The organism is Marinifilum sp. JC120, from assembly GCA_004923195.1.
Taxonomy (GTDB): Bacteria; Desulfobacterota; Desulfovibrionia; order Desulfovibrionales; family Desulfovibrionaceae; genus Maridesulfovibrio.
Window position 1 is genome coordinate 35,408 of the sequence record RDSB01000004.1, and the last position, 26,203, is coordinate 61,610.

General features: G+C 45.7%; 19 protein-coding genes. 17 read left to right on the forward strand and 2 right to left on the reverse strand.

Annotated features, from left to right (window positions below):
- Positions 1–152: 152 nt before the first annotated feature.
- The 9 genes from D0S45_05435 (at position 153) to cysC (ending at position 11,045) form a co-directional block, all read left to right on the forward strand.
- Positions 153–2,573, forward strand: a complete 2,421-nt coding sequence (locus tag D0S45_05435; protein ID TIH18000.1) for a methionine synthase — start codon at positions 153–155, stop codon at positions 2,571–2,573.
- A gap of 90 nt (positions 2,574–2,663) precedes the next feature.
- The gene (locus tag D0S45_05440) at positions 2,664–3,149 is read left to right on the forward strand and encodes a TlpA family protein disulfide reductase (protein TIH18001.1); all 486 of its coding nucleotides are present in this window, start codon (positions 2,664–2,666) and stop codon (positions 3,147–3,149) included.
- A gap of 6 nt (positions 3,150–3,155) precedes the next feature.
- Positions 3,156–3,617: an N-acetyltransferase gene (locus D0S45_05445; protein TIH18002.1), complete on the forward strand. Its 462-nt coding sequence runs from the start codon at positions 3,156–3,158 to the stop codon at positions 3,615–3,617.
- Between the two features lie 15 nt (positions 3,618–3,632).
- Positions 3,633–4,157, forward strand: coding sequence for a hypoxanthine phosphoribosyltransferase (hpt, locus tag D0S45_05450; GenBank protein ID TIH18003.1), 525 nt, complete (start codon positions 3,633–3,635; stop codon positions 4,155–4,157).
- Positions 4,158–4,232: 75 nt separating this feature from the next.
- Positions 4,233–5,657 carry a DUF3426 domain-containing protein gene (locus D0S45_05455; GenBank protein ID TIH18004.1) on the forward strand — a complete coding sequence of 475 codons (1,425 nt, stop codon included), beginning with the start codon at positions 4,233–4,235 and terminating at the stop codon, positions 5,655–5,657.
- A gap of 335 nt (positions 5,658–5,992) precedes the next feature.
- A complete protein-coding gene (radA, locus tag D0S45_05460; GenBank protein TIH18005.1) occupies positions 5,993–7,312 on the forward strand; it encodes a DNA repair protein RadA in 1,320 nt (439 codons plus the stop codon).
- Positions 7,313–7,563: 251 nt separating this feature from the next.
- Positions 7,564–8,661 carry a UDP-N-acetylglucosamine 2-epimerase (non-hydrolyzing) gene (locus D0S45_05465; protein ID TIH18006.1) on the forward strand — a complete coding sequence of 366 codons (1,098 nt, stop codon included), beginning with the start codon at positions 7,564–7,566 and terminating at the stop codon, positions 8,659–8,661.
- Between the two features lie 132 nt (positions 8,662–8,793).
- Positions 8,794–10,440: a mechanosensitive ion channel family protein gene (locus D0S45_05470; GenBank protein ID TIH18007.1), complete on the forward strand. Its 1,647-nt coding sequence runs from the start codon at positions 8,794–8,796 to the stop codon at positions 10,438–10,440.
- A 5-nt stretch (positions 10,441–10,445) separates the two neighbouring features.
- A complete protein-coding gene (gene cysC / locus D0S45_05475; protein TIH18008.1) occupies positions 10,446–11,045 on the forward strand; it encodes an adenylyl-sulfate kinase in 600 nt (199 codons plus the stop codon).
- Positions 11,046–11,104: 59 nt separating this feature from the next.
- Here the strand turns inward: cysC and D0S45_05480 are convergent, their stop codons facing one another.
- Positions 11,105–12,079 (reverse strand): ketoacyl-ACP synthase III, encoded by a 975-nt coding sequence (locus D0S45_05480; protein TIH18009.1) that lies wholly within the window; start codon positions 12,077–12,079, stop codon positions 11,105–11,107.
- 220 nt (positions 12,080–12,299) lie between these two features.
- Positions 12,300–12,884 (reverse strand): hypothetical protein, encoded by a 585-nt coding sequence (locus D0S45_05485; GenBank protein ID TIH18010.1) that lies wholly within the window; start codon positions 12,882–12,884, stop codon positions 12,300–12,302.
- A gap of 283 nt (positions 12,885–13,167) precedes the next feature.
- Between D0S45_05485 and D0S45_05490 the strand changes: the two genes are divergently transcribed.
- The 8 genes from D0S45_05490 (at position 13,168) to D0S45_05525 (ending at position 26,129) form a co-directional block, all read left to right on the forward strand.
- Positions 13,168–14,199 carry a glycosyltransferase family 9 protein gene (locus D0S45_05490; protein ID TIH18011.1) on the forward strand — a complete coding sequence of 344 codons (1,032 nt, stop codon included), beginning with the start codon at positions 13,168–13,170 and terminating at the stop codon, positions 14,197–14,199.
- An 81-nt stretch (positions 14,200–14,280) separates the two neighbouring features.
- A complete protein-coding gene (locus D0S45_05495; protein ID TIH18012.1) occupies positions 14,281–14,745 on the forward strand; it encodes a JDVT-CTERM system CAAX-type protease in 465 nt (154 codons plus the stop codon).
- Between the two features lie 160 nt (positions 14,746–14,905).
- On the forward strand, positions 14,906–16,921 hold the full coding sequence (gspD, locus tag D0S45_05500; protein ID TIH18013.1) for a type II secretion system protein GspD: 2,016 nt from the start codon (positions 14,906–14,908) through the stop codon (positions 16,919–16,921).
- Between the two features lie 9 nt (positions 16,922–16,930).
- Entirely contained in the window at positions 16,931–18,412 is a 1,482-nt protein-coding gene (locus D0S45_05505; protein ID TIH18014.1) for a type II/IV secretion system protein, read from the forward strand.
- A 41-nt stretch (positions 18,413–18,453) separates the two neighbouring features.
- Positions 18,454–20,571, forward strand: coding sequence for a hypothetical protein (locus D0S45_05510; protein TIH18015.1), 2,118 nt, complete (start codon positions 18,454–18,456; stop codon positions 20,569–20,571).
- Between the two features lie 120 nt (positions 20,572–20,691).
- Positions 20,692–22,788 carry a hypothetical protein gene (locus tag D0S45_05515; protein TIH18016.1) on the forward strand — a complete coding sequence of 699 codons (2,097 nt, stop codon included), beginning with the start codon at positions 20,692–20,694 and terminating at the stop codon, positions 22,786–22,788.
- A gap of 112 nt (positions 22,789–22,900) precedes the next feature.
- Positions 22,901–24,946: an acyltransferase gene (locus D0S45_05520; protein TIH18017.1), complete on the forward strand. Its 2,046-nt coding sequence runs from the start codon at positions 22,901–22,903 to the stop codon at positions 24,944–24,946.
- Between the two features lie 175 nt (positions 24,947–25,121).
- Positions 25,122–26,129: a gfo/Idh/MocA family oxidoreductase gene (locus tag D0S45_05525; GenBank protein TIH18018.1), complete on the forward strand. Its 1,008-nt coding sequence runs from the start codon at positions 25,122–25,124 to the stop codon at positions 26,127–26,129.
- The last annotated feature ends 74 nt before the right edge of the window (positions 26,130–26,203 follow it).

Here is a 26,203-nt window from a genome sequence, read left to right on the forward strand (position 1 = left end):
AAAATAAATTCAAGAGGCAGGCCGTTCATGCCGATTATAGCGGACTCGCAGTTGTCCGGGATTATTCTATAAGACAATATTTCATCAAAAAGTAAAATGATGATCAGCTTTTTGGCTGAAATTAATAATTAATAACAAAGTGGAGCTTAGACATGCCTGATTTTCGCAAAGCCCTCAATGACGGGAAAATATATTTCTTTGATGGTGGTTACGGGACCTTTTTGCAGAGCAGAGGATTGCCCGCAGGCATGTCACCGGAGCTTTTCGGCCTTCAGAGCCCGGATGTAATTAAATCCGTGCACAAGGATTATGTTGATGCCGGGGCAAATGTGCTGACCTCCAACACCTTCGGCGGCAGCAGACCCAAGCTGGGCGCGGATGTGGATGTAATCGGCCTTAACCGTGAAATGGCCCTTCTCGCCCGCTCCGTTGCAGGGGATAACGTATTTGTTGCCGGTAGCGTCGGTCCCACCGGGCATTTTGTGCAGCCTCTTGGTGAAATGACTTTCAAGGAAATGGTCGAGATTTATAAAGAACAGATTCAGGGCCTTGTGGAAGGCGGAGTTGATCTGATTCTCGGTGAAACCCATTTCGATCTGGCCGAAGCTCGCGCCGTGGTTATCGCTACCCGTGAAGTCTGCGATCTGCCCGTGGCTCTGTCCATGACTTTTGAATCTCCGGCCGCCTGCCTGACCGGGACTTCTCCGGCCACCTTTGTCGATACCATGCAGAACATGGGTGTTGAACTTATGGGTACCAACTGTTCCGCCGGACCGGAGCAGATTCTGGAAGTGCTGGAGAATATGCAGCCGCGTCTTTCTTCTCCTTTACTGGTGGAAGCCAATGCCGGACTGCCCGAACTGGACGAGAACCGCAATACCATATTCCGCCTCCAGCCCGAACCTTTTGCCGAGCAGTCTGCCAAGTTTGTAAACGTTGGTGCAAAATTTATCGGCGGTTGTTGCGGAACCGGGCCGGATCACATCCGGGCCCTGCGCAATGCTGTGGGTGATGCCCCGTGGAAGCGTCCCGTGCCACAGGAAGATTGCCAGATGGTGCTGACCTCCCGCGCCCAGACCGTAAAGATCGGTTTTGAGCAGCGCGGAGTGATCATCGGTGAGCGTATCAACCCCACCGGAAAAAAGGTGCTTATTGAGGAATTGCAGAAAGGGCAATTCACTGAAGCCATGAAGTTTGCTGAAGAGCAGCTGGCCGTGGGCGCGCCTGTGCTTGACGTTAACGTCGGTGCTCCCATGGTTGATGAAGTGGAGATTCTGCCGGCTCTGGTCAAAGAAATTTTCTCTCAGCATTCCGCCCCTCTTTCCATTGATTCCACCAACCCGGATGCGGTTGAAGCGGCTCTTTGGGAATATCCCGGCTCACCGCTGGTCAACTCCATCAGCGGGGAACCCGGACGTATGGAGCGGCTCGGACCTCTGTGCAAGAAGTTTGGTGCTCCTTTTATTTTGCTGCCCATTGTTGGAAGCAAGTTGCCTATCACCTGTGCTGAAAAAGTTGAGGTTGTTTCGGAACTTCTCAAGCAGGCTGATGATCTGGGCATCCCGCGCAGACTGATTATGGTTGATGCTCTGGCTCTGACTGTTTCTTCCAAACCTATGGCGGCCCGCCACTGCCTTGATTTCATCAAGCATTGCCGCGAGGAATGGAATCTGCCCACCGTGCTGGGACTTTCCAATATTTCTTTCGGTCTTCCGGCCCGAGAGCTGTTAAACTCCAGTTTTCTGACTCTTTGCCAGGGACAGGGTATGGCCGCGTTTATTTCCAACCCCAACTCGGTGCGGCTGCGTGAAGCACTTTATGCAAACGAAGTCATGTTCTGCCGTGATCCGCAGGCCGAGCAGTATATTGAGCATTACGCCGATTGGACTCCTTCCGGTGACGGCGGGCAGTCCGGTGCGGCTGGCGGTGGTAAGAAAGAAAAAAAATCCGGGGCGGAAAACCTTTTTGATGCAGTAGTCAAAGGCGACCGCGGTTCCATCATTTCCCTTGTGGAGCGTGATCTTGAAGGCGGACGTAAGCCCTTTGAGATGGTCAACGAAGATCTCATTCCGGCTATCATGGAAGTGGGGGAACGTTATGAGCGCAAGGAATATTTTCTGCCTCAGCTTTTGCAGTCTGCTGAAACCTTGCAGAAGGGGTTTGATAAACTTAAGCCTTTGCTCGAAGCTTCAGGGGAAAACGAGGTAAAAGCCACTATTATCATGGCTACCGTTGAAGGGGACATTCATGATATCGGTAAAAACATCGTCTGCCTGATGCTCAAGAACCACGGATACAATGTAATAGACCTCGGTAAAGACGTAGCAGCTGAGGCCATTGTCAATGCAGCTGAAGAACACGGGGCGAAGATTGTCGGTCTTTCCGCGTTGATGACGACCACTATGGTCAAGATGGAAGATACCATTAATCTGATCAAGGAACGCAACCTCGACATCAAGGTCATGATCGGTGGTGCGGTAATTACCGGAGGCTTCTGCGAATCCATCGGTGCCGACGGTTGGTCCACCGATGCCGTGGCTGCGGTAAAGGTTGCCAAAAACCTGTTGCAGTAAGGCTGTATGCGGATTTTTGAATTATTTCATGGAATCTGCTAGTGGACTATTTATAACTTCCTGAATCTCGGGTTTGTTTTGAGGAAATATATGAAAATATTCAATAAAATAAGTGTGCTGGTGATTTTGGCACTGATCCTTGTTGCCGGGTGCAACAAGGCTGAGACCGTTGAAGGCGTTGATACCATCAATGCTCAGGGGATTCAGGACATTATCACCAATAATAAAGGTAAAGTGGTACTGATTAATTTCTGGGCCACTTGGTGTCCTCCCTGCCGTGCGGAGATTCCGGAACTCATTGAACTGCGCAAGAAATTTTCTGACGACGAGCTGGTGATGATCAGTGTTTCAGTTGATGAAAGCAGCGATTTAGTTGATGAATTTATGCTCAAGGAAGGGGAGTTTAATTATCCGGTTTATTTTGCCGCAGAAGATGTGGGCGGTGCCTTCAGGATTCAATCCATTCCCAGAACCATGCTGTATGATCCTTCGGGGCAGCGGGTTTTCGATAAGGAAGGAAGCTATCCCGGAACCATGTTTGAAAGATATATCAATAAGATGTTAAAGGATCGGTAGACGCGGATGGCAAAGATAAGAAAAGCCTCAATGGAGGATGCCAAGCACATCCACTCAATAATTAAGGATCGGACAAGGGACGCAATGGTTCTGCCCCGGCCTTTGAACTCTATCTACGGACATCTGCGTGATTTTTTTGTTGCCGAGGCTGAAGACGGCAAAATTATCGGCTGTTGTGCACTTGCCATAAGCTGGGATTGTCTGGCAGAAGTGCGGTCTCTGGTTGTTGTGCCTGAAGCACAGGGGTCCAATCTGGGTGCACAGATGGTGGAAGCCTGTATTCAGGAAGCGCGTGAACTGGGTGTTTGCGACGTTTTTGTTTTGACCAATATTGAGAAATTTTTTGCAAAGCTGGGCTTTGTGGAGACAGATAAACATGTGCTGCCCCAGAAGATCTGGGCCGACTGCATTAACTGTCCCCAGTTCCCGGATTGCGATGAAATTCCAATGATTATGAAACTGAAATAAATAAGGAAAACTGTCATGGGCCATAGTCTCAAAGAAGTTTTTTCTAAAGAAATAATTGCTGAAAGAATTGAGAAACTCGGTAAGGATATTTCCGAAACCTACGGTCAGGAACCGTTGGTCTGCGTTTGCGTACTTAAGGGAGCTTATCTCTTTTTTGCTGACATTACCCGCGCCTTGAGCCTTGACCCTGAAATTGATTTCGTGCGTCTATCCAGCTACGGGGCCGGAACCAGCCGTACCGGAAACATGAATTTCTCCAAGGACCTTGAAGTTTCCATTGCCGATAAGCATGTGCTGATCATTGAAGACATTGTCGACACTGGGCATTCTGTTGAGTTTCTTAAGCATGTGTTTGAAAAACGTAACCCGCTGAGCGTGAAAACCTGCTCCCTGATTGATAAAAGAGAGCGTCGCGAAATCGATCTGGAAGTTGAATTTCCCGGTTTTATTCTCGATCACGGCTTTCTTGTGGGATACGGAATGGACTATGCTGAAAAATACAGGTATTTAAGTGCAGTGTATGAACTTGAGAATGCCTAGATTTTAGGGGTTCTGTTCTTAAAATTGTAATAAATACAAGTCGGTTAACCTATTCAATGGCAGGTATAGTGGTCCATGATTATTACGTGTTCAAATTGCGAGACCAAATTCAATTTACCGGAAAGTAAGATTCCGGCAGGCGGGGCTAAGGTCAAATGCTCCAAATGCGGAAATATTTTTAAGGTAACTCCTCCCGCTCCCGAGCCGGAGGATGAAGTTGAGTCCATGCTTGAAGAGGAGCAGCCTAAGCCTGCGCCGGAACCGAAGCCGGAACCCAAGCCTGAACCTAAGCCGAAGCCCGAGCCGAAGCCCGAGCCTGAACCCGAGCCAGAACCGGATTTTGACGATGACCTTTTTGATGAGGCCGCGGATGAATTGGGTGATGAGCTTGATGAGGACCCGTTCGGTGATCTTGGTGCTGATGAACCGGGTGAAGCTCCTGCGGCGGATGATTCAGATGACCTTGAAGATGATCTTTTCGGTTCTGACGATAATTCAGCTGATGCAGAACTCGGGGCCGACCTTTTTGACGACGATGATGATCCCCTTGCAGGGCCTGCCGCAGAGGAAGCTGCTGCACCCGAAGATGATTTTGATATAGATGATGAGCTTTTCGGCGGAGACGATGAAGCCGAAGAAGCCGCTGCGCCTGCCGCGCCTGCATCTGAAGCAGATGAAGGTGATGACCTCTTTGACGATGAGGATCTTTTCGCTGATGACGATGACGGTGCTGATCTTTCCGAAGATAATCTTTTCGATGATGACGAAGAGATAGAGGAAGATGACGGCGAGGTTGAAGAGGAAGATTTTGAGGAGAATGAGGACTTCGAAGAAGAGGATTTCGATGAAGACGGTCTCTCTCTTGATGATGGTGAAATAGCCGGATTCGACCTTGATGATGATCTCGACACTCCCCCGTCCAAGAAAAAGGGCAAGAAGAAAGGTAAAAAAGGGCTGATCATTACCCTCGTGCTTTTGCTTCTTTTCGGAGGTGGCGCCGGGGCCGCATGGTATTTCAAAGTATGGGAAAGTCTGCCTTTCAGTATCCCCTTCATCTCTTCCGATGATGCCGGGACTGCTGATTCCAATGAGCCGCCTTCCAAGCGGTTCAGTAAGTTCTCCTTCAAGGATTTGCGCCAGTTCTATGTCAATAATGACAAGGCCGGACAGCTGTTCATCATCGAAGGTAAAGTGGTCAATAATTTCAGTAAGCCCAAAGAGCTGATCGAAGTTGAAGCACAGCTTTTCGATGACAAGGGGCAGGTGCTCGATTCTAGACGGCTGCTTTGCGGAAATACCCTTTCCCTGTTTCAGCTGGAAGTGCAGTCCAAAGAAGAAATTGAGGCCGGACTTGGCTCCAAGGTCGGCATACTCTCCAACAACACGCTGCTCAAGCCGGGTATGGATACGCCGTTTATGGTCGTGTTTTTCAAGCCCTCGCCCGCAGTTAAGGAGTATGTCATCAACGTAGTAGACGCCAAGAATCCGCCTAAGAAATAAGATGCCTTCGGCGACTCTCCGAGGGCCAAAGAAACTTTTTGGAAAAAGTTTCTCTGGACTCTTCAAAAACTTTTAATAGTTTTTATTGGGGCATAGCTTGGATGGATTGTGCTGATTAGAAGTTAATAATGGCGGGAGATATGGCTTTTAGCTGAATCTCCCGCCTTTTTTTGTACGAATTTAATTTAGGGCACTTTGTCGGAAGAGTACTCTGTTTAGCGACAGATATTTCTACCGGAAAACAGAGCGAAGCCCGATAAAAAGTTTGGAAGGGGGAGTCCAGAGGGGGAAACTTTTCCCAAAAGTTTCCCCCTCTGGACTCCGGAGGCCCACCCATGAAAACTAAAGACGTTTTTGTTTGTACTAATTGCGGTGCTCAGGCCTTGAAATGGCAGGGCCAGTGCCCTCGCTGCGGCGAGTGGAATACTTTGCAGGAAAAGGTTGTGGTCCGTCGAAAAGGCGGGGTGAGCCATGCTCCTGCCAATGCGTTGGCTGTACCGCTGGCGGATATTCCTATTGAGCATACTGAGGCCCGTTCAACCGGTTTTAAGCCCCTTGATACCGTGCTGGGTAAAGGCTTTGTGCCGGGCGGAGCCGTGCTTGTGGGCGGAGAACCGGGCATTGGTAAGTCTACTTTGCTGCTGCAATTGGCGGCCGAACAATGCCGTATGGGCAACAATGCTGTTTACTTTTCAGGCGAGGAATCATTGGCCCAGATTCGGGGCCGGGCGGATCGTCTGGGCGTGTTGCAATCTGGGTTGCTGGCGGTGGCCGCTACAAATGCAGAAGAAGCTCTGTCCATTCTGGAAGCCCCGGAAAAGCCGGATTTGATGATTGTCGACTCGGTGCAGACTCTTACTTCACCTCGCGCGGATGGTATTCCGGGCAGCGTCAGTCAGGTGCGGGCGGTTTCGTCTGAGCTGGTGGAAGCGGCTAAGAAGACTAGCACCACGCTGGTTATCGTAGGGCACGTGACCAAGGACGGGCAGATTGCCGGACCTAAATTACTGGAACACATGGTGGATACGGTTTTGTATCTCGAGGGTGACCGCAAGCACATGATGCGTATTATGCGGGTGCTCAAAAACAGGTTCGGTCCCAGTGATGAACTTGTGGTTTTTTCCATGCGTGAAGCAGGCATGGAGATTGTGGAAGACCCTTCAACTCTTTTTCTTGGTGACCGGGACGATTCCTGTTCTGGGGCCGCAGTGGTCATGGCCATGGACGGGCATAAGCCTTTTGCCGTGGAGGTGCAGGCCCTTGCCAGCCGCACGGTCTTGTCCATTCCACGCCGTACTGCTTTGGGGTTTGATACCAACAGACTGAACCTGATTTTGGCCGTGCTGGAAAAACGACTCAATTTGAACTTGGGTCAGCTCGATATTTATGCCAAGATCGGCGGCGGCTTGGCCATGCGTGATCCCGGACTTGATCTGGGCGTAGTTGCCGCAGTGCTGTCATCGTTCTATGATCGTCCTTTGCTGCCCGGAGCAGTTTTCTGGGGCGAAGTGGACCTGAATGGACGCATCAGGCCCGCATCAGGCGGGGAAACAAGGCTCAAGCAGGCTCAGCGGCTTGGTTATGGGCCAATTTTCCAGTCCGAGACTTGCCGCACGCTGGATGAATTACAGGCAAAGTTATTTGGGCCTGAGTAATTTGGATTCGCTGTTAAGAATGAATTGATTTTGCCTCCGGCGGCTTAAACCCTTTTTGAAAAAAGGGTTTAAGAATCCCAAAAACTTTTAATAGTTTTTATTTGGGGTAGTTTGGAGGATTGTTGATGATTTAATTATATGACGCTCTTCGTTTTAAAAGAGCGAAGCTTATTAAAAGTTTTAGGAGAGTCTAGAGAACCCTTTTCCAAAAGGGTTCTTTGGCCCTCGGAGAGCCGCCGGAGGCATCTTCCATGAAAAAAGTATTTCTTGTTGCTGGGGCACGTCCCAATCTTATGAAAGTGGCACCTATTTTTCGGGCAGCCCGTGAGCTTGAGGGCGTTGAATGCCAAATGGTCTATACCGGACAACATTACGACCGTCAGATGTCACAGGTCTTTTTTGAAGATTTGGACATTCCCAAGCCCAAGTTTAATATGGGTAAATCCACTGGCACCCATGCTGAGCAGACCGGAGCGATTATGATCGCTTTTGAAAAGATGTGCATGGAAGAAAAGCCTGACCTTGTTGTGGTCGTGGGTGATGTAAATTCCACGCTGGCTTGCTCTGTTACTGCAAGGAAACTGCACATCCCGGTAGCCCATGTTGAGGCCGGATTGCGTAGTGGTGATATGGACATGCCCGAAGAAATCAACCGTATGGTCACCGATTCCATCAGCAATCTGTTCTTTACTACCGAGGACCATGGCCGCGAAAACCTGCTTCGTGAAGGCAAGAGTGCGGATGATGTTTTTCATGTAGGCAATGTGATGATTGACAACCTTTTTCACAATGTCGGTCGTTTGGGGCCGGAGGTTGTAGCTGATTACCAGAGCCGTGAACTGAAGGAAAAGTTCGGGCGTTACGGATTTATGACTATGCACCGTCCTTCCAATGTGGATAAGCGCGAGGTTTTGGAAGAGATTGTTGAGGCTTTGAACAAAATTGCAGAAGAACTGCCCTTGCTTTTCCCTATCCATCCGCGCACCGAGAAGATGATGGCTCAGTTCGGGATTTCATTTTCTGAAAACGTGCATACCATCCCGCCCCTTTCTTTCAGGGAATCTCTGTATCTATGGAAAGACGCTCAGGTGGTAATTACCGACAGCGGCGGATTGCAGGAAGAGACTACCGCGCTGGGTGTTCCTTGCGTGACTGTGCGTAAAAATACCGAACGTCCGGTGACTATTGAGCAGGGTACCAATGTGTTGGCCGGAATTTCCGGGGAAAATATTTTGCGTGAAACTGAGGCTGCCCTTAAAAAGACCGGCAATCCGGCTCCGAAAATAGACGGTTGGGATGGTCATGCCTCAGAGCGTATCTGGAAAATTCTGGTGGATTTTCTGGGTTGATCGAATTGATTATAATTTAGTGCAGATAACCCGTTCCTGAAAATCAGGAGCGGGTTTTTTCGTTATTTAAACAATGGAAAGATCAGCTCAGATCGTGTTAAGGTGCGGCAGAAATTGAAAAAGGGGACTTTTATGAAATCCTGCCTGCGTAGATTTTTGTTCACGTTGACAATTATAATGCTGCTGGCCCAGCAGGGGCTGGCTTCCAATATTTTTCCGTTGGAACCGCCGGACACATCCAGTCCTAGAGCAACTCTTTCCAGTTTTATCCATTATACAGATAAGCTTTATGAAGCAGCTACTGCCGCTGAAGAAGATGTTTTTCTGGAAAGGGAATTTTTGCAGCGTGCTGAAAGATGTTTTGATTTCAGCAAGGTTCCCCCTACGTTGGTTGCAGATGTAAGTATTGAATCAGTACTGCTGCTCCGGGACATACTGGACCGTATTGAATTGCCGGACATACTGGATATTCCGGACAAATATGAGGTCAAGGATCATAAAATTAAGCTTTGGCGTATCCCGCATACAGAGATTACTATTGGGCGTTGTCCTGACGGGCCTCGTATGGGCTCGTTTTTGATAACACCTGAGACTGTGAGAAGACTGGAAGAGTTTTACAGAGAGGTAGACCACCTTCCCTATATTAATAGTAAAGGGGATGACTATAACGGATTTTATAAACAGTATATTTATTCTTCAGGATGGATGATCCCGGATGGATTATTAAATAACCTGCCTGAATGGATGAAGAAAGGATATTTGGGACAGGCTGTTTGGCAATGGGTATTACTTGTTCTGATTATTGCTTTGGGCGGATTTAGCATGTGGATTTTTTGGCTCTGGCATCGAACCCTGAAATACAGGGCTCATAATTGGAGCTGGCGAATGGAGAGATTGCTTTTTCCTGTCTATGCCATGTTTGTCTGTTCTTTTTTGAGCTATTTTGTAGCTGAGCAGATAAATATTACCGGAGACGTGCTTTCCTTTGTGACCATGATGATGGAATTAGTTTTTGCCATTTATGCAGGTTTTGCCATTCTTATTGCTGGTGACATTATCATGCGCGGGATAATTGCTACTTCCAAAATCAAAGAAGAGGCACTTGATGCCGATGTAATAAAATTGATTTCACGTTTGGTTTCATTTGGTTTAATTTTTATTCTTTTTTACAATGTTGGTGGTTCCTTCGGTATTCCGGTGACAGCTATTTTTGCCTCGGCTGGTATTGCCGGTGTGGCTGTGGCTCTCGCTGCCCGGGAAACGCTGGCTAATTTTTTCGGTGGTGTTTCCATTTTTATGGACCGTCCGTTCAGGGCCGGTGATTACATTGTCCTTGATGGCGGAGATCGTGGTGAAGTCAAGGCGGTAGGTATGCGTAGTACTAAAATTCAGACCCGTGATGATATCATGATTACCATCCCCAACTCGGTGATCACCAACGGTAAGGTCGTTAATCAAAGTCGTCCCCATCCCCATTTCAGAGTGCGTATCAAGCTCGGCGTAGCCTATGGTTCGGATGTGGATCAGGTGGAAGCAATTCTTATGGAGTTGGCAGAGGACAACGAACTTGCCATTTCCGAGCCTGAGCCACGGGTTAGGTTCCGCAGGTTTGGGGATTCCGCACTTGAGTTTGAGTTGCTCTGCTGGGCGGCCCGCCCTCACGACCGGGGCAGACTGGTCCATACTCTCAGCCGGGATATCTATAAGCGATTTAAAGATGAGGGTATAGTTATCCCCTTCCCGCAGCGGAATGTGTACTTGCATAAGGCGGAGGATTGAGAATCATGAGCAGTGAAAAGAATATTCAGATGTTTCGGGGAGAGGTTTGCCGGGAGGACAGGGAGAAGCTCAACAGGCACAGATCCGCAGTTTTCTGGTTCACCGGACTTTCAGGGTCCGGCAAGTCGACCATTGCCCATGGAGTTGAGAAAAAGCTTTTTGATGAAGGTATGAGAGGTTACGTTTTTGATGGAGATAATGTGCGCCATGGGCTGTGTGGTGATTTAAGTTTTTCTCCGGCTGCCAGAACGGAAAACATCAGGCGTATTGCTGAAGTAGCAAAATTGTTTATCGAGAACGGTACCGTATGTATGTGCGCTTTCATTTCTCCCTTAAAAATATATAGGGAGATGGCTCGTGAAATAATCGGTGACGCTGATTTTTATGAGATATTTATCACCTGTCCGCTTGAGCTCTGCGAACAGCGGGACGTGAAAGGCTTCTACAAGCTTGCCCGGGAAGGTAAAATTAAGAATTACACAGGTATTTCTGCCCCCTATGAACTCCCTGAAAATCCGGATCTGATTGTGGAAACAGATAAGGAAAGTCTTGAAGAGTCTGTAGCAAGGGTGAAAGAATTTATTCTGGGAAAAGTGAAGCTTTAATTAGCTCTGCGGAGACATGAAGTGGAAAGCTCCCCGGATCATTGATTCGGGGAGCTTTTTTAGTATGTTATAACAGTTCCTGACCAACTCAGGCCGATTCCGAAGCCGAAGAGCATGACTGTGTCTCCCCGGCGGAGCTTGCCGTTCTCTTCTGCCCGTTTAAGGGCGATGGGGATGGTGGAGGAAGTGGTGTTCCCTACCTCGTACAGATCTATGATCATCTTCTCTTCCGGGATGTCTAGCTTGTCGGCGAGTGATTCAAGGACTTTATTGCTGGCTTGATGGAAAAAGAAGAGGTCGATTCCTTCCATACCGGTTCCGGCTTGATCTGCAAGTTTTTTGATTTCAGCGGGGATAGTTTTTACTGTGAACTGGAAGACTTTGAATCCATCCATCTGCATGTCCGGTCTTGCGATGGGAGCGTCGGCTTCTTTTCCGGTGACAACGCTGATTCCGGAATTGAGGCAGCGTATCGATTCACTGCGGCTACCGTCAGTTCCGAAAAGGAATGTAGGTGCTGCGGCGGGCTTATCGATAATTGTCGCTGCTGCTCCGTCAGAAAAAATAAGGAATGATGTCTTATTCTCCGGGTTAATGGCTTTGGAGTAATTATCTACGGTGACGAAAAGTACCCGCTCAGAAATTCCTGCTGCCATATAGCCGTAAGCAATGGAGAGACCGTAGCAGTATCCGCTGCAACCGAGACTTACATCAAAACATTTGGTTGATGACGGAAGTCCGAGCTCATGCTGCAAGCAGGCGGAGACATGAGGTAGCAGTTGGTCAGGGGTCTGAGTACAGACGATCAAGGTGTCTGGCAGTTCATCTTCGGGAAGACCTTTCAGAACTTTTGATGCGGCTTTATGGGCCATCTGCAAAGTTGTTTCGTCTTTTTCAGAATGGTGAAGGTAGCGCACTCCTGTTTTGGGAAGTGAGTTGCGCACATGCCAGTGTGGTTTAATTCTATCCAGCTCATGGCAGTCAATTGTATGTTCTGGAAGATAGTATTCTATATTATTGATAAAGCTGTTCATTGCTCTTGTTACTGTATTACGCTCGGCGCCTTCAAAAGAAGATTGTTAAGGATAAAGTAGTGTCAGATAAGATGCAGGTCGGGGATGGTTCTAATAGCGGTAATTTATGTTCTAAGCAAGCTTACTTGGCAAAATAATATACCTTCTTCAGTGTATATAAAATGTCCGGTACATCAAAGATGCACCGGACATTTTGTTGTGATGTTAATTGTGTAAATAATTATCGGTTTTCGTTGATCGTTTTTATTGCTTGCGGGAGAAAGAGGGTAAAAATGTCGTGCAGTCCGGCCATGAGTTTACCAGCGTTGTCTCCAGTGTTGGACATATCCTTTTTTTGTTTGGAGGTATAATTCTGGGCGAAAAGCAGTTTGTTGTTTTCGGTGACCATGCCGTCAAGCCGAACCTTGTAATCCATCTCAAACTGGCCGGGGCGATTAATGTATACCTTGTTAGCTATGCCGGTGATGATAAAACGATCACCTGCTTCGTCCATAGTTTCAAAGTACTCAACATTTAAGCCTTCGGCTTTGAGCTGTTTGAATACTGCTTGTCCCATCCATGTGCCGATGTCTACGGAGGGGTAGTAATTGAAAAGCTTGCTCTGCCCGATTTTTTTAATTGGTTTGCTTTCCGTGAATTTAACTACCGCGATTTTCACCGGGCACGGAGGCAGTTCAATATCAATGGGAGAATATTTTAACTGTAGGGTTGTGTCTTTCATTTTTGTCTCTGCTGAAAATCCGTTACAGGGCAAAGCCAAGGTCGTGATGAGTAAAACAATGAAGCACAAAGTTAGTCTTTTCATGATTTCTCCCGTTTCTTTGGTGTTGTGGATAAGGGAATGTACTTAGTTTTAATTTAATTGAACTGCGCTGTTTTTGTCAAAGTTGTTTTTATTAATGAGCTAGCTCCTTGGAGTCGTGAACTTGACCGGGGCCACGGGCTGGTTTACTTGCAGGCTGGCCGTGATTATTTTGCGGTAGTTATTTTGGGTTTACTAAGTCTGGACTTTGCTGGTCGGGTATGCTCTATTCTCCTGCCTTTCGACTGTCATGATTGTTTGAAACAAGATTTGTGAGCTTTATAAAGTGAAAGATATATCATCAATTAATCCAAAGAAGATACTTGTCTGTCAGTTGCGTCAGATAGGCGACGTTGTTTTGGCAACTCCTTCTGTTTCCCTGCTCCATAAAAAATATCCCCATGCTGAAATTCATGTTCTGACTGAGGATAAGTGCACACAGGTATTTGATAACAATCCGGCTGTCAGCCATATTTGGGCCATTAATAAAAAGGAATTAAGTAATCCGATTAAGGCCTTATCTTTTTATTGGAAAGTAGGCCGGTCTGGATATGATTTGATTGTCGATTTTCAGCAGCTTCCCCGTTGCCGCTGGGTGGTGCTTTTCAGTGATGCTCCGGTCAAGCTTGCCGAGATGCCTCCGTGGTATAACCGCTGGCTATATACCAATTGGCCGGAATCTATCCCGGACGGTTATGCGGCAATGTATAAAGCCGGAGTGCTGAAGCCTCTGGGTATTGATTGGAATTCTGAGCGGCCGAAAATTTTTGTTTCAGATGAAGAACGGGCTGAAGCTAAATCTTGTCTGGAATCACTGGGGGTCGGTGATGACGAGCAGTTAATCACCATTGACGCTTCTCACAGAAGGCATACCCGTAAGTGGCCTGAAGAATATTATGGGAAGTTGATCCGTTTGATTTCTGAAAAGCGACCGCAATTTAAATTCTTTCTTCTTTATGGTCCCGGAGAAAAAGATGTTGCCCTCAAGGTAAGGGAAGAATCTGGAGTGGCTGATAAGTGTGTCATGCTTGAGAAGCCCGGCTCTTTGAGGTTGATGGCGGCTTTAATTGAACGGGCAGTGCTGCATATCGGGAATTGTTCCGCTCCGCGGCATTTTGCCGTGGCTGTTGGAACTCAGAGCATTGTCATGCCCGGTTCATCCGGAAGCTGGGTTTTTCCTTCTCCTGATCACGAGGAAGTTGTGGCCGGGCTCGACTGTGAGCCCTGCGGTCGGGAAAGTTGTGATCGCGGCGACCTGGGCTGCCTGACTAAGGTTACGCCTGAAGATGTGCTTTTAAGGGTTTTAGAGAGGGTGTAAACCTGCTACAAGGTGTAATTCCTTGAGTGAGTCAGTTGTGTTGTCTTTTTCAAGTCTCCGTATTAATTAATTATTGAGTAGATAGCGAAACATATGGTTTATGATTTTTTCGTAAATCGAATCTTGAAAGGGATTTGGTATCAGTTCAAATTGGGAGCAGTAAGTCTCACCGATCCTATTTTCTATTTATTCTTTTCTTTAGGATTTGTAGGGCTCTATGTTCCGGAACCAGATCTTCAACTTCCTTTGAAGCTATTATTTTTCAAGGCCTTATTTGAGGAGTTCTTTTTCAGGTTTCTGTTGCAGGAAGGGGTTGATCGTCTATTGAAGTATCAATGGCGGTTAGGCCCGCTTAGTCTGGCTAACTTTTTGGCTTCTTTTACTTTTGCTTGTATGCATTTGATTCATCAGCCCCCGCATTGGGCTTTACTTACTTTTTTTCCGTCGCTTGCTTTTGGGTATATCTGGCAAAGATACCGTAGCTTGGTTTCGGCAACCCTTATCCACTTTGCCTACAATGCGTTTTTGTTTTATCAGTTTATGTGATTTCTCTCGATTGGGAAAGCTTGACGGGTCTTTGCAAGTATAGGATGTTTGCAGGGATGCGATTTTTTAATTGTTGGAACGTAAGAATTGTCGTCCGGGTTGCTGGGGATAATTTTATACAGATAAAAAATGATTCTGGCCGGGAATTCCGGTGGAGCTTATGGCGCTGAATATGCTGAAAATTTTTTATAGATTTGTTGTGGCTCTGTTTTTGTCCATGATTTTCATGGTCTCTGTTGTTGTGGCTCAGCCTGAAGGTGGTGATGGTGTTCATGCCAATCTTGAGAGTATTTCCCTTGCCGAGTTTGTTAAGTTTGTCGGGCGCTACACCGGGCGTAATCTTGTTTTTAACAAAGAATCCCTTCCCGGAACATATGTAAGTATCTATGCGGGACAATCCCTTACCGAGCCGGAACTTATGGCTGTGTTTCAGCAGGTCTTGAGTGGGGCAGGCTTCCACGCCGTTACTAGAGATAATGTTACTTATGTTTTACCTCTTAGGGATGCTAAGACTCTTACTCCAGATATTAAAGCCTCTCCATCCCCAGGCAATGGCGAAGAGATTATTACTTCAATATTTCAGCTTGAGGGCAAGATGGATCCGGCTAAGGTTCAAGGAGTTTTGATGCAGGTGAAGTCTCGTATAGGGAAGGTTACTCCTGTTCCCATGGCCGATGCGGTAATGGTTATGGATTTGCAGGATAACGTTAATAAAATGAAGAAGCTGTTGGGGATTTTGAAAAGAGCAGGTTCTCAGCAGGAGACAGCATTTATTGAGTTGGAAAAGACCAGTGCCAAAACTGTGGCAACCAAGCTGACATCATTCTATAAGAAACTTTCTACCTCTGGAAAGAGCGGAACGCCTCCTGTGGTCGAGTCTCTAGACTGGGCGAATAGTCTGCTTGTGTCTGGGAGCGGTGACCAGATTGATACAATAAAAAGGCTTATCGCTAAACTTGATCGGTCCAGCGATTCTTACTCTAAAATGAAGATTTACAGGCTGCATAATATCGAAGCGGTTGTTGCCGGTGAAGTATTGAAAAGCCTTATCTCCGGTGGAGGGATTCCCTCGGAGGGAAGTTCTAAGGGGGCAGGCTCTGCAGCATCCTCCTCAAAAGGTTCTTCTGGGGGGGCTGCAAACTCTGCTTCTTCCGGAGATTCCGGGGAGGTGCAGGTCTCTGCAGATGAAGCTACAAACACCCTTATTGTCATGGCTCCGGCTGATCAAATTTCCCAGATTGATACGTTTGTGGACCAACTGGACCAGGCTCAGGATCAGGTTTACATTGAAGCCCTCGTGCTTGAAACTACTTTGGATCATGCCAAGGAGTTTGGTGTTGAATGGCAGGGTGGAATTGACTTGGGCGGGAGTGTCGCTACTTTAGGGTATACCAAAACGTCAAAAAGTAAGTTGCCTGCTTACGCATCTAATCCTTCGAATGTCCCTGGTGGTTATTCCATGGGTGTTTTGGGTGATACCATTTCTTATGCGGGTAAGAGTTTTCCCACTATTGGTGCCTTAGTCAATTTTACCAAGTCTGCCACTGATTTTAATCTCATATCTGCTCCCCAGATTATGACGTTGGATAATGCCGAAGCTGAGATTTTTGTCGGTCAAAATAGACCATACAAAACCGGGCAAAGTACTACAAGTGGTGATGCGGTTGTTTCAACTTACGAATATAAAGATGTAGGTATTAAACTTAAGATTACTCCGAGAATCAACCGTGAAGATGGCTTGATCAAGCTTAAGGTATACCAGACTTATAATACTGTCTCTGAGGCCAGCACTAATGAGCTGCCCATTACCAATGACCGTAAGACCGATACCACTGTTCTTTTGGCTGATGGTTCGACTATGGTTATCGGTGGATTGATCAGGGCTGAGCATACCCGCACTGAGGCTGGAGTACCTTATCTTTCTGATCTGCCCCTGCTGGGCTGGCTTTTCAAGACAACCAGCAATAGCGGGAATAAGAATACGCTGATGGTTTTCCTTTCGGCGCGTATTATCCAGACTACTGAAGGTCTTGAAGCTTTGAGTAAAGCCAAGATGGACAAGTACAGAAAGCAGCGCAAGCGTATTACCAATTTTATTGATGAAGAGTTTAACATCATAGGCAGCGGGTCTAAAGAGAACGGTGTTAAAACTCCTTCCATTTCTGATGGTTTATAGGGCGTTCCATTGAGTAATATATACGATCTCAATTTAGTTCCACGAGAGGTGGTAGACCTTTTTTTGACCTTTCCACAGCGGAATGAATTTATTCCAGTTGAAGTGCAGGATAAGCAAATTAAGGTACTTCTCCAGAACGAATCATCTTTGCCTATGGCCGATTTTTTGGCATGGAGGCTGGGGAAAAATGTTGTTTCTGAAATTGTATCCGAGGAAGAGTTCTTTCCGCTGCTTGAACAGGCACTGACTGTCTGGGAAGAGGAAAGCGCTATTGAGTCCGATTCTGATGATGCCGAAGGTGAGGACGGGCAGGATCTGTTAGGCTGGTCTCATGATGATGCTCCGATTGTCAGACTGGTCAACAAAACCCTGCATCAGGCTATTTCCACCGGGGCCAGTGATATCCATTTTGAAGGACAGGGTAACGGCTTCGTTGTCCGCTATCGTCAGGATGGCGTGCTGAAAGCGGTCAAGCGACTTGATAAAGGTTTGCACCCCACGGTCATCGCCCGTATCAAGGTTATGGGTGAGATGGATGTGGCTGAAAGCCGCAAGCCGCAGGATGGACGTATTTTTCTTAAGCTCGGACAGAAAGAAGTCGATGTCCGTGTTTCAACTATTCCTACCATGAGTGGAGAAAAGGCTGTTTTGCGTGTTCTGGACCGTTCCAAGAATATTCTCAACCTTGAAGATCTTGGTCTTAAAGGCCCCGATCTTGAACTTTTCAGGAAGGTTCTTGCTCAGCCCCATGGCATTGTACTTGTTACCGGGCCCACCGGTTCCGGTAAAACCACTAGTCTTTATGCTGGATTAAGCGAGCTCCCTCGTGATGACAAGAATATAGTCACTGTTGAAGATCCGGTGGAATATCAGCTTTCCGGAATCAATCAGGTGCAGGTCAATAAGGCTGCGGGCATGACTTTTGCCACCACCATTCGTTCATTTCTTAGACAGGATCCTGATATTATTCTTGTGGGTGAGATTCGAGACCAAGAAACCGCCAGCACAGCTGTTCAGGCATCACTCACCGGTCACCTTGTGCTTTCCACCTTGCATACCAACGATGCTGCTACCGCAGTGACCAGAATGCTTGATATGGGCATTGAACCGTTCTTGCTGGCCTCGTCCCTTTCTCTTGTTCTTGGGCAGCGTCTGGTTCGTGTGAATTGCACGCATTGCTCCCAGACCGTGGAAGTTTCAGAAAATACCTATAAGCTTTTTGAAGAAGTAGAAGGTCTGCCTTCAACTCAGACAGCCGGGGCCGGTTGTGAGCACTGCAATTTCACCGGATTCAGCGGACGTCGCGGTGTTTACGAGCTGATCCCGGTTACAGAAGATATGCGCGGCCTGATCATGGAAGTTGCTTCTTCAGACCAGATTAAAGCCTACGCCAAAGAAATGGGCCGTGAAACTATGGTTGATCACGGTATTCGTCTGGTTAAAGAGGGGGTTACCACCCTTGAAGAAGTGGTCAGGGTTACCAAGCTTTAATTTACATAATTTTCCGTCAAATACTCATAGGTGTATTAGTGATGAATACTCACGATGAATCCTCTAGGCTAGAATGGTTTTCCGACTGGAAGATTTATATTTTATTTGCATTGATGTCCTTTGTTTTTGCTTTTGGGCTGAGATGTATTGACTTGCCTAAATGGGATAATCCCGCATTTATGATTGATGGCGAATACATTTTGGGAACTCATGATGCATATGCATGGCTGGCTGGTGCCAAGGGAGTCGGCAGAGCGGTAAACAATCCAATGGCATGGCTTGTTAAAACAATAGGTGAGGTTACTGGAGCGCAGTATGGAAATATCGCTTTCTGGCTTCCTGCTGTGTTTGCCGGATTTACAGCAATCGCTGCTTTTTCTTGGGGGCTGCTTGTTGCCGGGCCGTGGATAGGACTGTGTGCCGGTGTATTTTCCACTTCTATTCCTCTGTTTTATTTCAGAACAAGGTTGAGCTATTACGACACGGATTTGGTAACTCTTTTATTTCCGTTGTTGATCTCTGTTTTGTTGGCTTACTGGGTCAGTAGAGGGATTAGAAATAGCTGGCTCCCCGGTGTTGGCAAAAAAGATTCGTTCCAACCTTCTATACCGGATTATTTTATCCCTGTTGTTGCAGGAGGCTGTGTCAGCTACGGACGACTGTGGCATGGGGATGTATTCTTGTTTGGACTCTTCGTCCTTTTTGCTTCAATTTTTCTCGTTCTTTTTTGTGGGGATAAAGAGAGCAGACCTGTTTTGTTGAAGGGCTTAACAGCTTTTTGTTTGGCAGCAATGTTAGGGTGGGTTGGATTACTTCTGTCAGCTGTTTTAATCATTATATCTGAGAAAAAAGAGATTAAAAGCCAAAGCTTCCTAGGGAGTATCTACCTTTACCTCTTAGTCATCTTGCTGGTGCTGATTTTTAGTGATGCAGGGGTTAAGATAGGGTATTTGTTAAGTAAAATTCAATCATATCTCAAGCCTGTTTCGGACGTAGTAGAAAAGAGTACGGCGCAAATCTATTATCCGAGTATTGGGCAGAGTGTTATTGAGGTCCAGAATGTCAAGCTGGTAGCCTTGCTAAGCGATTTGACCGGCAACATGTATTTGTCGTGCTTCGCCCTGCTGGGTTTTTTATTTCTATTGGCTAAGCGGCCCTATGTTCTGTTATTATTGCCTTTTGCCTTCATGACCGCAGCTGCGGTTAAGTTGGGTGGTCGGTTCGCCATGTTTGGTGGGGTTGTACTTGGGCTTGGCGGGAGTTACTTTTTATATTGGCTCATGGTTAGATTTTTAACGTTAGGCAAGAAGAAGAGGGCTTGTGCAGCCATAGCGCCAATTTTTTTAATAGTCTTGTTAATGCTTAACGTTTTTCCTCAGTATAAAAGGGCCATGCCTACACCGATTATTTATCAGGAGCATGCACAGGCATTGAAAGCGATGTCCACAATTTCTCCTGCGGATAGCACTTTCTGGACCTGGTGGGACTGGGGATATGCAACTATGTATTTTACCGGTAAAAAATCTTTTGCCGATGGTAGTAATCATGGCGGTTCAACGCTTTTTCCTCTGGCTTTTGCTTACACGACTCCTTCATTTCAGCAAGCTAATCAGTTTATTAAATTTTCCGCATCACAAAATGGTGTTCCCGCTACAGCTTGGAATGAAATGAATGTCGAAGATGTTGTGAGCCTTGTACGGAGTTTTGGATTTAAAAATTATGGATTTAAGAATACACCCAAACAATATATAGTGACCAGTTGGGCGGATGTAAGACTGGCATATTGGATCTTATACTATGGATCATGCAATTTATTGAACGGACAGGGCGTTCATCCTAATATTTCTTCGGTTAGGTCTGCATTTAATCTGGATAAAGAGTCTGGGAGCGTCACTTTTGATGATGGTAATGTTCTCCCTCTTTCCGGATATGCCATTGCTTCTCCGGGTATAGGGGAAAGTAAGGTTTATCCCCAGTCGGCAGGTCCTTTTCTCGTATATAATAGTTATCTTAATTATGGCTATCTTGTAGACGATCTGGCCAAAAACAGTCTTTTATTTCGGTTACTACTAATGGATCCAGCTGCTCCTGAAATTAAGAGCAGGTTTAAGTTGGTCTATGAAGGATTCCCGATGGTCAGAATATATGAAGTCCTTTGATAGACATTTAGGGTTGTTTTTCTTAGTGATTTCTTGTAATGCTTTTTTATAAAGATGCGCTGCATGCCGTAAACATAGTGTTTACGGGTGTTCGCAAATAAAAATGGAGAGTTTTTCATTATGAAAAAACTTATCGGTATTTTTACAGTACTGCTCGTACTCAGTGCTTCCAGTGCATTCGCGCTGACCGCTGAATTCCCTGCGTACTACAACGGTACCATTGCTGGCTACGCTGCTGGCACTGATACAGCTAACTCTACTCAGCTGTTCATTACAGGTTTCGGTGTTAATGCTTCTGGACTTCGTGATTCTGCTACAGTTAAATCTTATGGCAGAATGAACATGTTCAGGTCTGAAATTCAGACTGCAGCAGCTAAAAGTGACCTCCTGCTGGTTAACGGTACTCGCGCTAGCTATAATGGTGGTAACTTGAACGGTACCATCGTTTACACTAACGGTACAGGTGCTGCTGAAACCATGCTCAGCTCTTTTTCTACTGCTCTTCGTTCCGCAGCAGCAGGTGCATCTTACTTCACCTATGATGTAACTGCTGGTTCCACTGCTGGTAGTCAGATCGGTGGTCTTGTCTCCATGGGCGCAGGTAACTCTACCTTGAACGCAACTACTTACTTTGTTCCTGCTTCTGGTTACCAGCTGATGGTTGGTATTACCAACGCGTCTTCCAACATGACTGACGCTGTTGCTGGTGGATCTAACGTTGATTCTTCTGCAGCAGGTTCCGGTATTTCCATGAGCATGCTTTACCAGAACGGTACCGTTAAAGATATCGCAGACGGTGCTACTTGGGATTACTACGCATATGGTACTACTAAGAACGACCCGGTTGTTGTTTTCGGTCAGGTTCAGATCAACTCCGCTTACGATTCCGCATCCACTACCGGTAACGCTCAGGCTAGATACTTCCTCGTTAACGGAACTGACACTGTAGATCAGTCTGACTGGGCTTACTACAACGCAACAACCTACAAGGCTGCTGCTGGTGGTAACATTAAGCTTGAAAGAGATGATACCGATTACATCACTCTTTTTGATAACTCCACTATCAATGTAGATAAAAACATGGTTACCGGTTTCGTAAATGCAGCTGGTAAAAAGCTTTTTGCTGTAATGGTTAAGAGTGGTTCCGACCTCTCTAACTCTTACCTTATGAACAAAGGTTATTCCGCTGTTTACACTGGTTCCGGTAGAGCTGGCCATGAAAAAGGTAACGCAACTGCTGGTCTCATGCAGTTCCGTGTTGATGGTAACATGGAGCTGACAGGTGCTGCTCATAACTGGTATGTTGATGACTCTGCTGGTCGTGTTCTGGTTAACATCGACAGAGATGAAACTGACCTTGATCAGTACTCCGTTGATGTAACTTCTACTTCTCAGTTTAAAATTGCCCAGACCAACGCTACCTTTAAAGATGTTAACGGTAATGTTATCGGTCACTTCTACGGTAAAAGATCTTCTGATGATACCTTCGCAGTTGGTATCTACGAAAGTTATGTAAACAAAGACTTCCGTGACACAAGCATCGCATACCGTTCTCTCGCGTTCCTGATCCCTACTGCTGCTACCACTTCTGTTGTTAGCGGTGCTGCTGCGAACTATCAGACCAACGCGTCCATGACCACTACTTCCGGTACTAACTACACCAGAAACAGCACTGGTTACACCAAGACTCAGCTTCTTGCTAACTGGACCGGTATTGCTTCTGACTTCGTACCTTTGACCGACGTTAAAGGTTACACCCTGACTAGCTCCGGTAAAATGGGCCCCGGTAAAGACTTCTACTACACCGCTAAGTTCGATATGACTGGTGTTGCTGGTAAAGTTTCCGATCTCGCTCTCTACAAGGTAATGATTGATGGCTCTTCTGCTCATCTTCTCACCTACGCAGACAATGAAGCTACCACCACCGATGGTGCTTGGTGGATTTCCAGAGCTGACGGTAGCGGTTTCCTCGGATCTAACTCTGTTATTGAAGCAACTGACGAAGTTGTCGTAAACTGGGTCGTTAAAGATAACGGTTCCTACGACACCAACAACACCATCGATGGTGGCATTGTTGACCCGGTTGTTCTCGGTTTAGCAGGTTCCTCTTCCTCCAGCTCCGGTTGTGTATTCAACCCCGCAGCTGGCTTCGGTCTGGAATGGCTGCTCCTGATGCTTGCTCCCATGGTTGCTATCGTACGTAGCCGCTTCAAGTAAGCACCAGACTACTGGATTAAATCCACGTAGATAAATATAGAGGGCCGGCCTTTGGGTCGGCTCTCTTTTTTATAGTTAGTAATAGATGTTTAGATAATTAAGTAAGCTTAATATGAGTGTTATTCCCTATAGAAAAGAAATAGATGGGCTGCGGGCTGTTGCTGTTTTGCTGGTTGTTTTTTCGCATGCGCAGTTTAGTTTTTTTGAAGGAGGATTTGTCGGGGTAGATGTTTTTTTCGTTATTTCGGGCTACTTGATTACGTCAATAATAGTCAATGAGATTGATCGCGGAACTTTCAGCTTTAAGACTTTTTATTTACGTAGGATTAGACGACTTCTGCCAGCCCTATTAGTTGTTCTTGGCAGTACAACATATGTAGCGCACAAAGTACTTATGCCGGGCTATTTGCTGAGTTATGCTAAGGCACAATTTGCTACCCTTGCATCATGTTCAAATTTCTTTCTGTGGAGATATTTTGGCGGATATTGGAGAGGATATTCTAAAGAGTTCCCATTGACCCACACTTGGTCACTTTCGGTTGAAGAGCAGTTTTATTATCTGTGGCCTGCCTTTCTTTTGTTAGCCTATCGGTTTATACCCAAGAAATTTCATACCAAAATTTTATTCGCGGTTTTCCTCCTTCTCCTTCTTCTTTCTCAGTATTTAGTTAAGTATCCTGAGTTTGCCTTTTACATGATTCCGGCACGTTTCTTTGAAATGTTTCTGGGAGCCATGGGAGCACTTCTATTTCGCAAACCTATTTCTTTAGATCCTTTGATTGAAAAGAAACTGGTAAATTTTGTTCATATAACAGGCCTTTCGTTAATTTTATATGCAAGTGTTTTTTTTAAAGAAGGCCTGCCTTATCCTGGTTTTGATGCTTTTATTCCCTGTTTGGGGACTTTTTTGTTGCTTCTCCCTTTTCGATGGTCTGCTTCTCCTATAGCCAATCTGTTTTCAACTTCGGCATTTAGAGGTATAGGAAAGATCTCATACTCTTTATATCTATGGCATTGGCCCGTTTTTTCATTACTTGCATATACTGGTCATTCAGTAGTTAAATATAGGGTTCTAGCTTTATGCTTGAGTTTTGGTTTGTCTGTGCTGTCTTATAATTTAATCGAACAGCCGTTCAGAAAAGCAAAAATGTCTTTCAAGACGGCCTTCTGCTCGTTCGTTTTGATTCCGATTTGTTTGAGCGGTATATATTTATACGGAGCCTACGATGATGGCTACATGGCTCGTTATGAAGGGAATGAAAGTACGGCGATTCATGCTGTTAGTAGTACTGAAAGACCATATCTTGGAGCTCAGCTTGGTAAAGGCTCTCCAACAAATTCACATATTGAGAATGCTAACAGCATATGGAATATCGATTTGTCAGGGTCTGTTCAGGCCCTATTATTAGGCGATTCCCATTCGACTGCCTTACGTCCATTTGTAGAGTTGATTTGTGCTCCTTACGCAATAAAGGGATTGCAGGTTGCTCGTGATAGCACCCCGTTTTTGCTGAATGTTGATTTTTATGACCGAGATATTCAGGGTGATTTGGAATTACGGACCGATAAGCGTGAAATGAACGAATATTGGCGTAAATTGGTACTGGATAAAAAAGTTAAATATGTCTTTGTTGCAGCATTCTATTCTTCACGGATATTTTCTGATCCTGATAATCCCGAACGTATGGTTCACCAGAAAGTGAATCCGAGCGAAGACATTATTGCTGATAATATGATAAGTTTTGATTTAGGGTTGCATGATGCTGTTAAATTTTTAGTTGAAAACGGTGTTACCCCAGTCCTCTTTAAAGATATTCCAAATGTTCGTGAGCCATTGTCTCAAAATTATGTAAAAAATATTCTTTTTGATTCAGGGCTTCGTTCTTCTGCAAAGTGGTCTGACATTAAGGAGATACACAGTTTTGAAGATTCTGTTATCGATAAAATAAAACTCGAATACCCAAGCGTAATTGTAATTGATCCAAAAGACCTACTAAAACGATTGGCTGAAAATGGGCAGTTTACCCCTGTGATTGACGGGGTCCCTCTGTATGCAGATAGCAATCATTTGAATTATGATGGTGCGGTCGCCCTTGGTAAAGCTTGGCTTAAAGTTTTTGGAAATCCCTTAGAAATTAATGAGGGACATTCTGATTAATTTAAGCGATTCGTGATTGTCTAAAGATGGCTTTTTTACAAATGTACTGATCTTGTATTGCCATTGCGCTATAAGTTCACTAAAAAGTGACTCATCAGAGCGTGAAATTAAACTGTCATGAGTTTGGTCATACAAATTCAGGCTTCTTTAAATAAAAATATTGGAAAGGAAAAAAATGAAAACAGCAGTTATTGGAACAGGCGCCATGGGACAGCATCATGTGCGTCTATATTCAGATATTGCCGGTTCCGAGCTTGTTGGTGTGGTTGATCATAACACTAAGCAGACAGACAGGCTTTGCAGCCTTTACGGCGGTCGTGCCTATTCTGATTATCGGGAAATGCTCGATAAAGAAAAACCCGATGCAGTAACCATTGCTTTACCTACTTCTTATCACCATCAAGCGACAATGGATTGTCTTGATGCAGGCGTTCACGTGATGGTCGAAAAGCCCATTGCGAAGACTGTTGATCAAGCACGTGAAATGATTGCAAAAGCCAAAGAAGTTAGCCGAGTTTTAAAAGTCGGTCATATTGAGCGTTTTAACCCTGCTGTATCTCAGCTAAAAGAAAGACTCGCAGATGGTCAGCTGGGTCGTATTTTCACCATTCATTCTAGGCGTCAGTCTCCGTATCCCGGGCGTATTACTGATGTCGGTGTAGCAAGCGACCTTGCGACACATGAACTAGATATGATGCGTTACATTGCACAATCTGATGTGCATTCAATGACAGCTGAAATCTCTAAAGTGATGAATACTGATAACGAAGATATCGTTTTTGGCCTTCTGCGTTTTGAAAATCAGATTCTCGGTATATTGGATGTAAACTGGGTAACTCCGACCAAGATTAGGGAAATTTCGGTGACAGGTGAAAACGGCATGTTTACCGTTGATTACCTTAACCAGAATCTGACTTTCAACTCCAACTATGCTGCTGAGCAGAATGAAAACCAGAGTGATTGGTTTAAAGCTAAATTCGGAGTAGCCGAAGGCGACTTCACGCGTTTTCGTGTTGAAAAGCGTGAGCCTTTACGCGTTGAAATAGAATCTTTTCTGGAATGCTGCAGGGAGAATTCTTCCCCGCTTGTAACTGGTGAAGATGGACTTGAAGCACTTAATCTTGCACTTAAAATTGTCGATTGTAATTACAATTGTGGGTGCAAGAAAATTGATAACACTTAATAAGATAATTGCGGCTGAGTCTTTAGTTAATAATGACTCAGCCGCAATGGTTTTTATAAAGATTTGACTCTTGG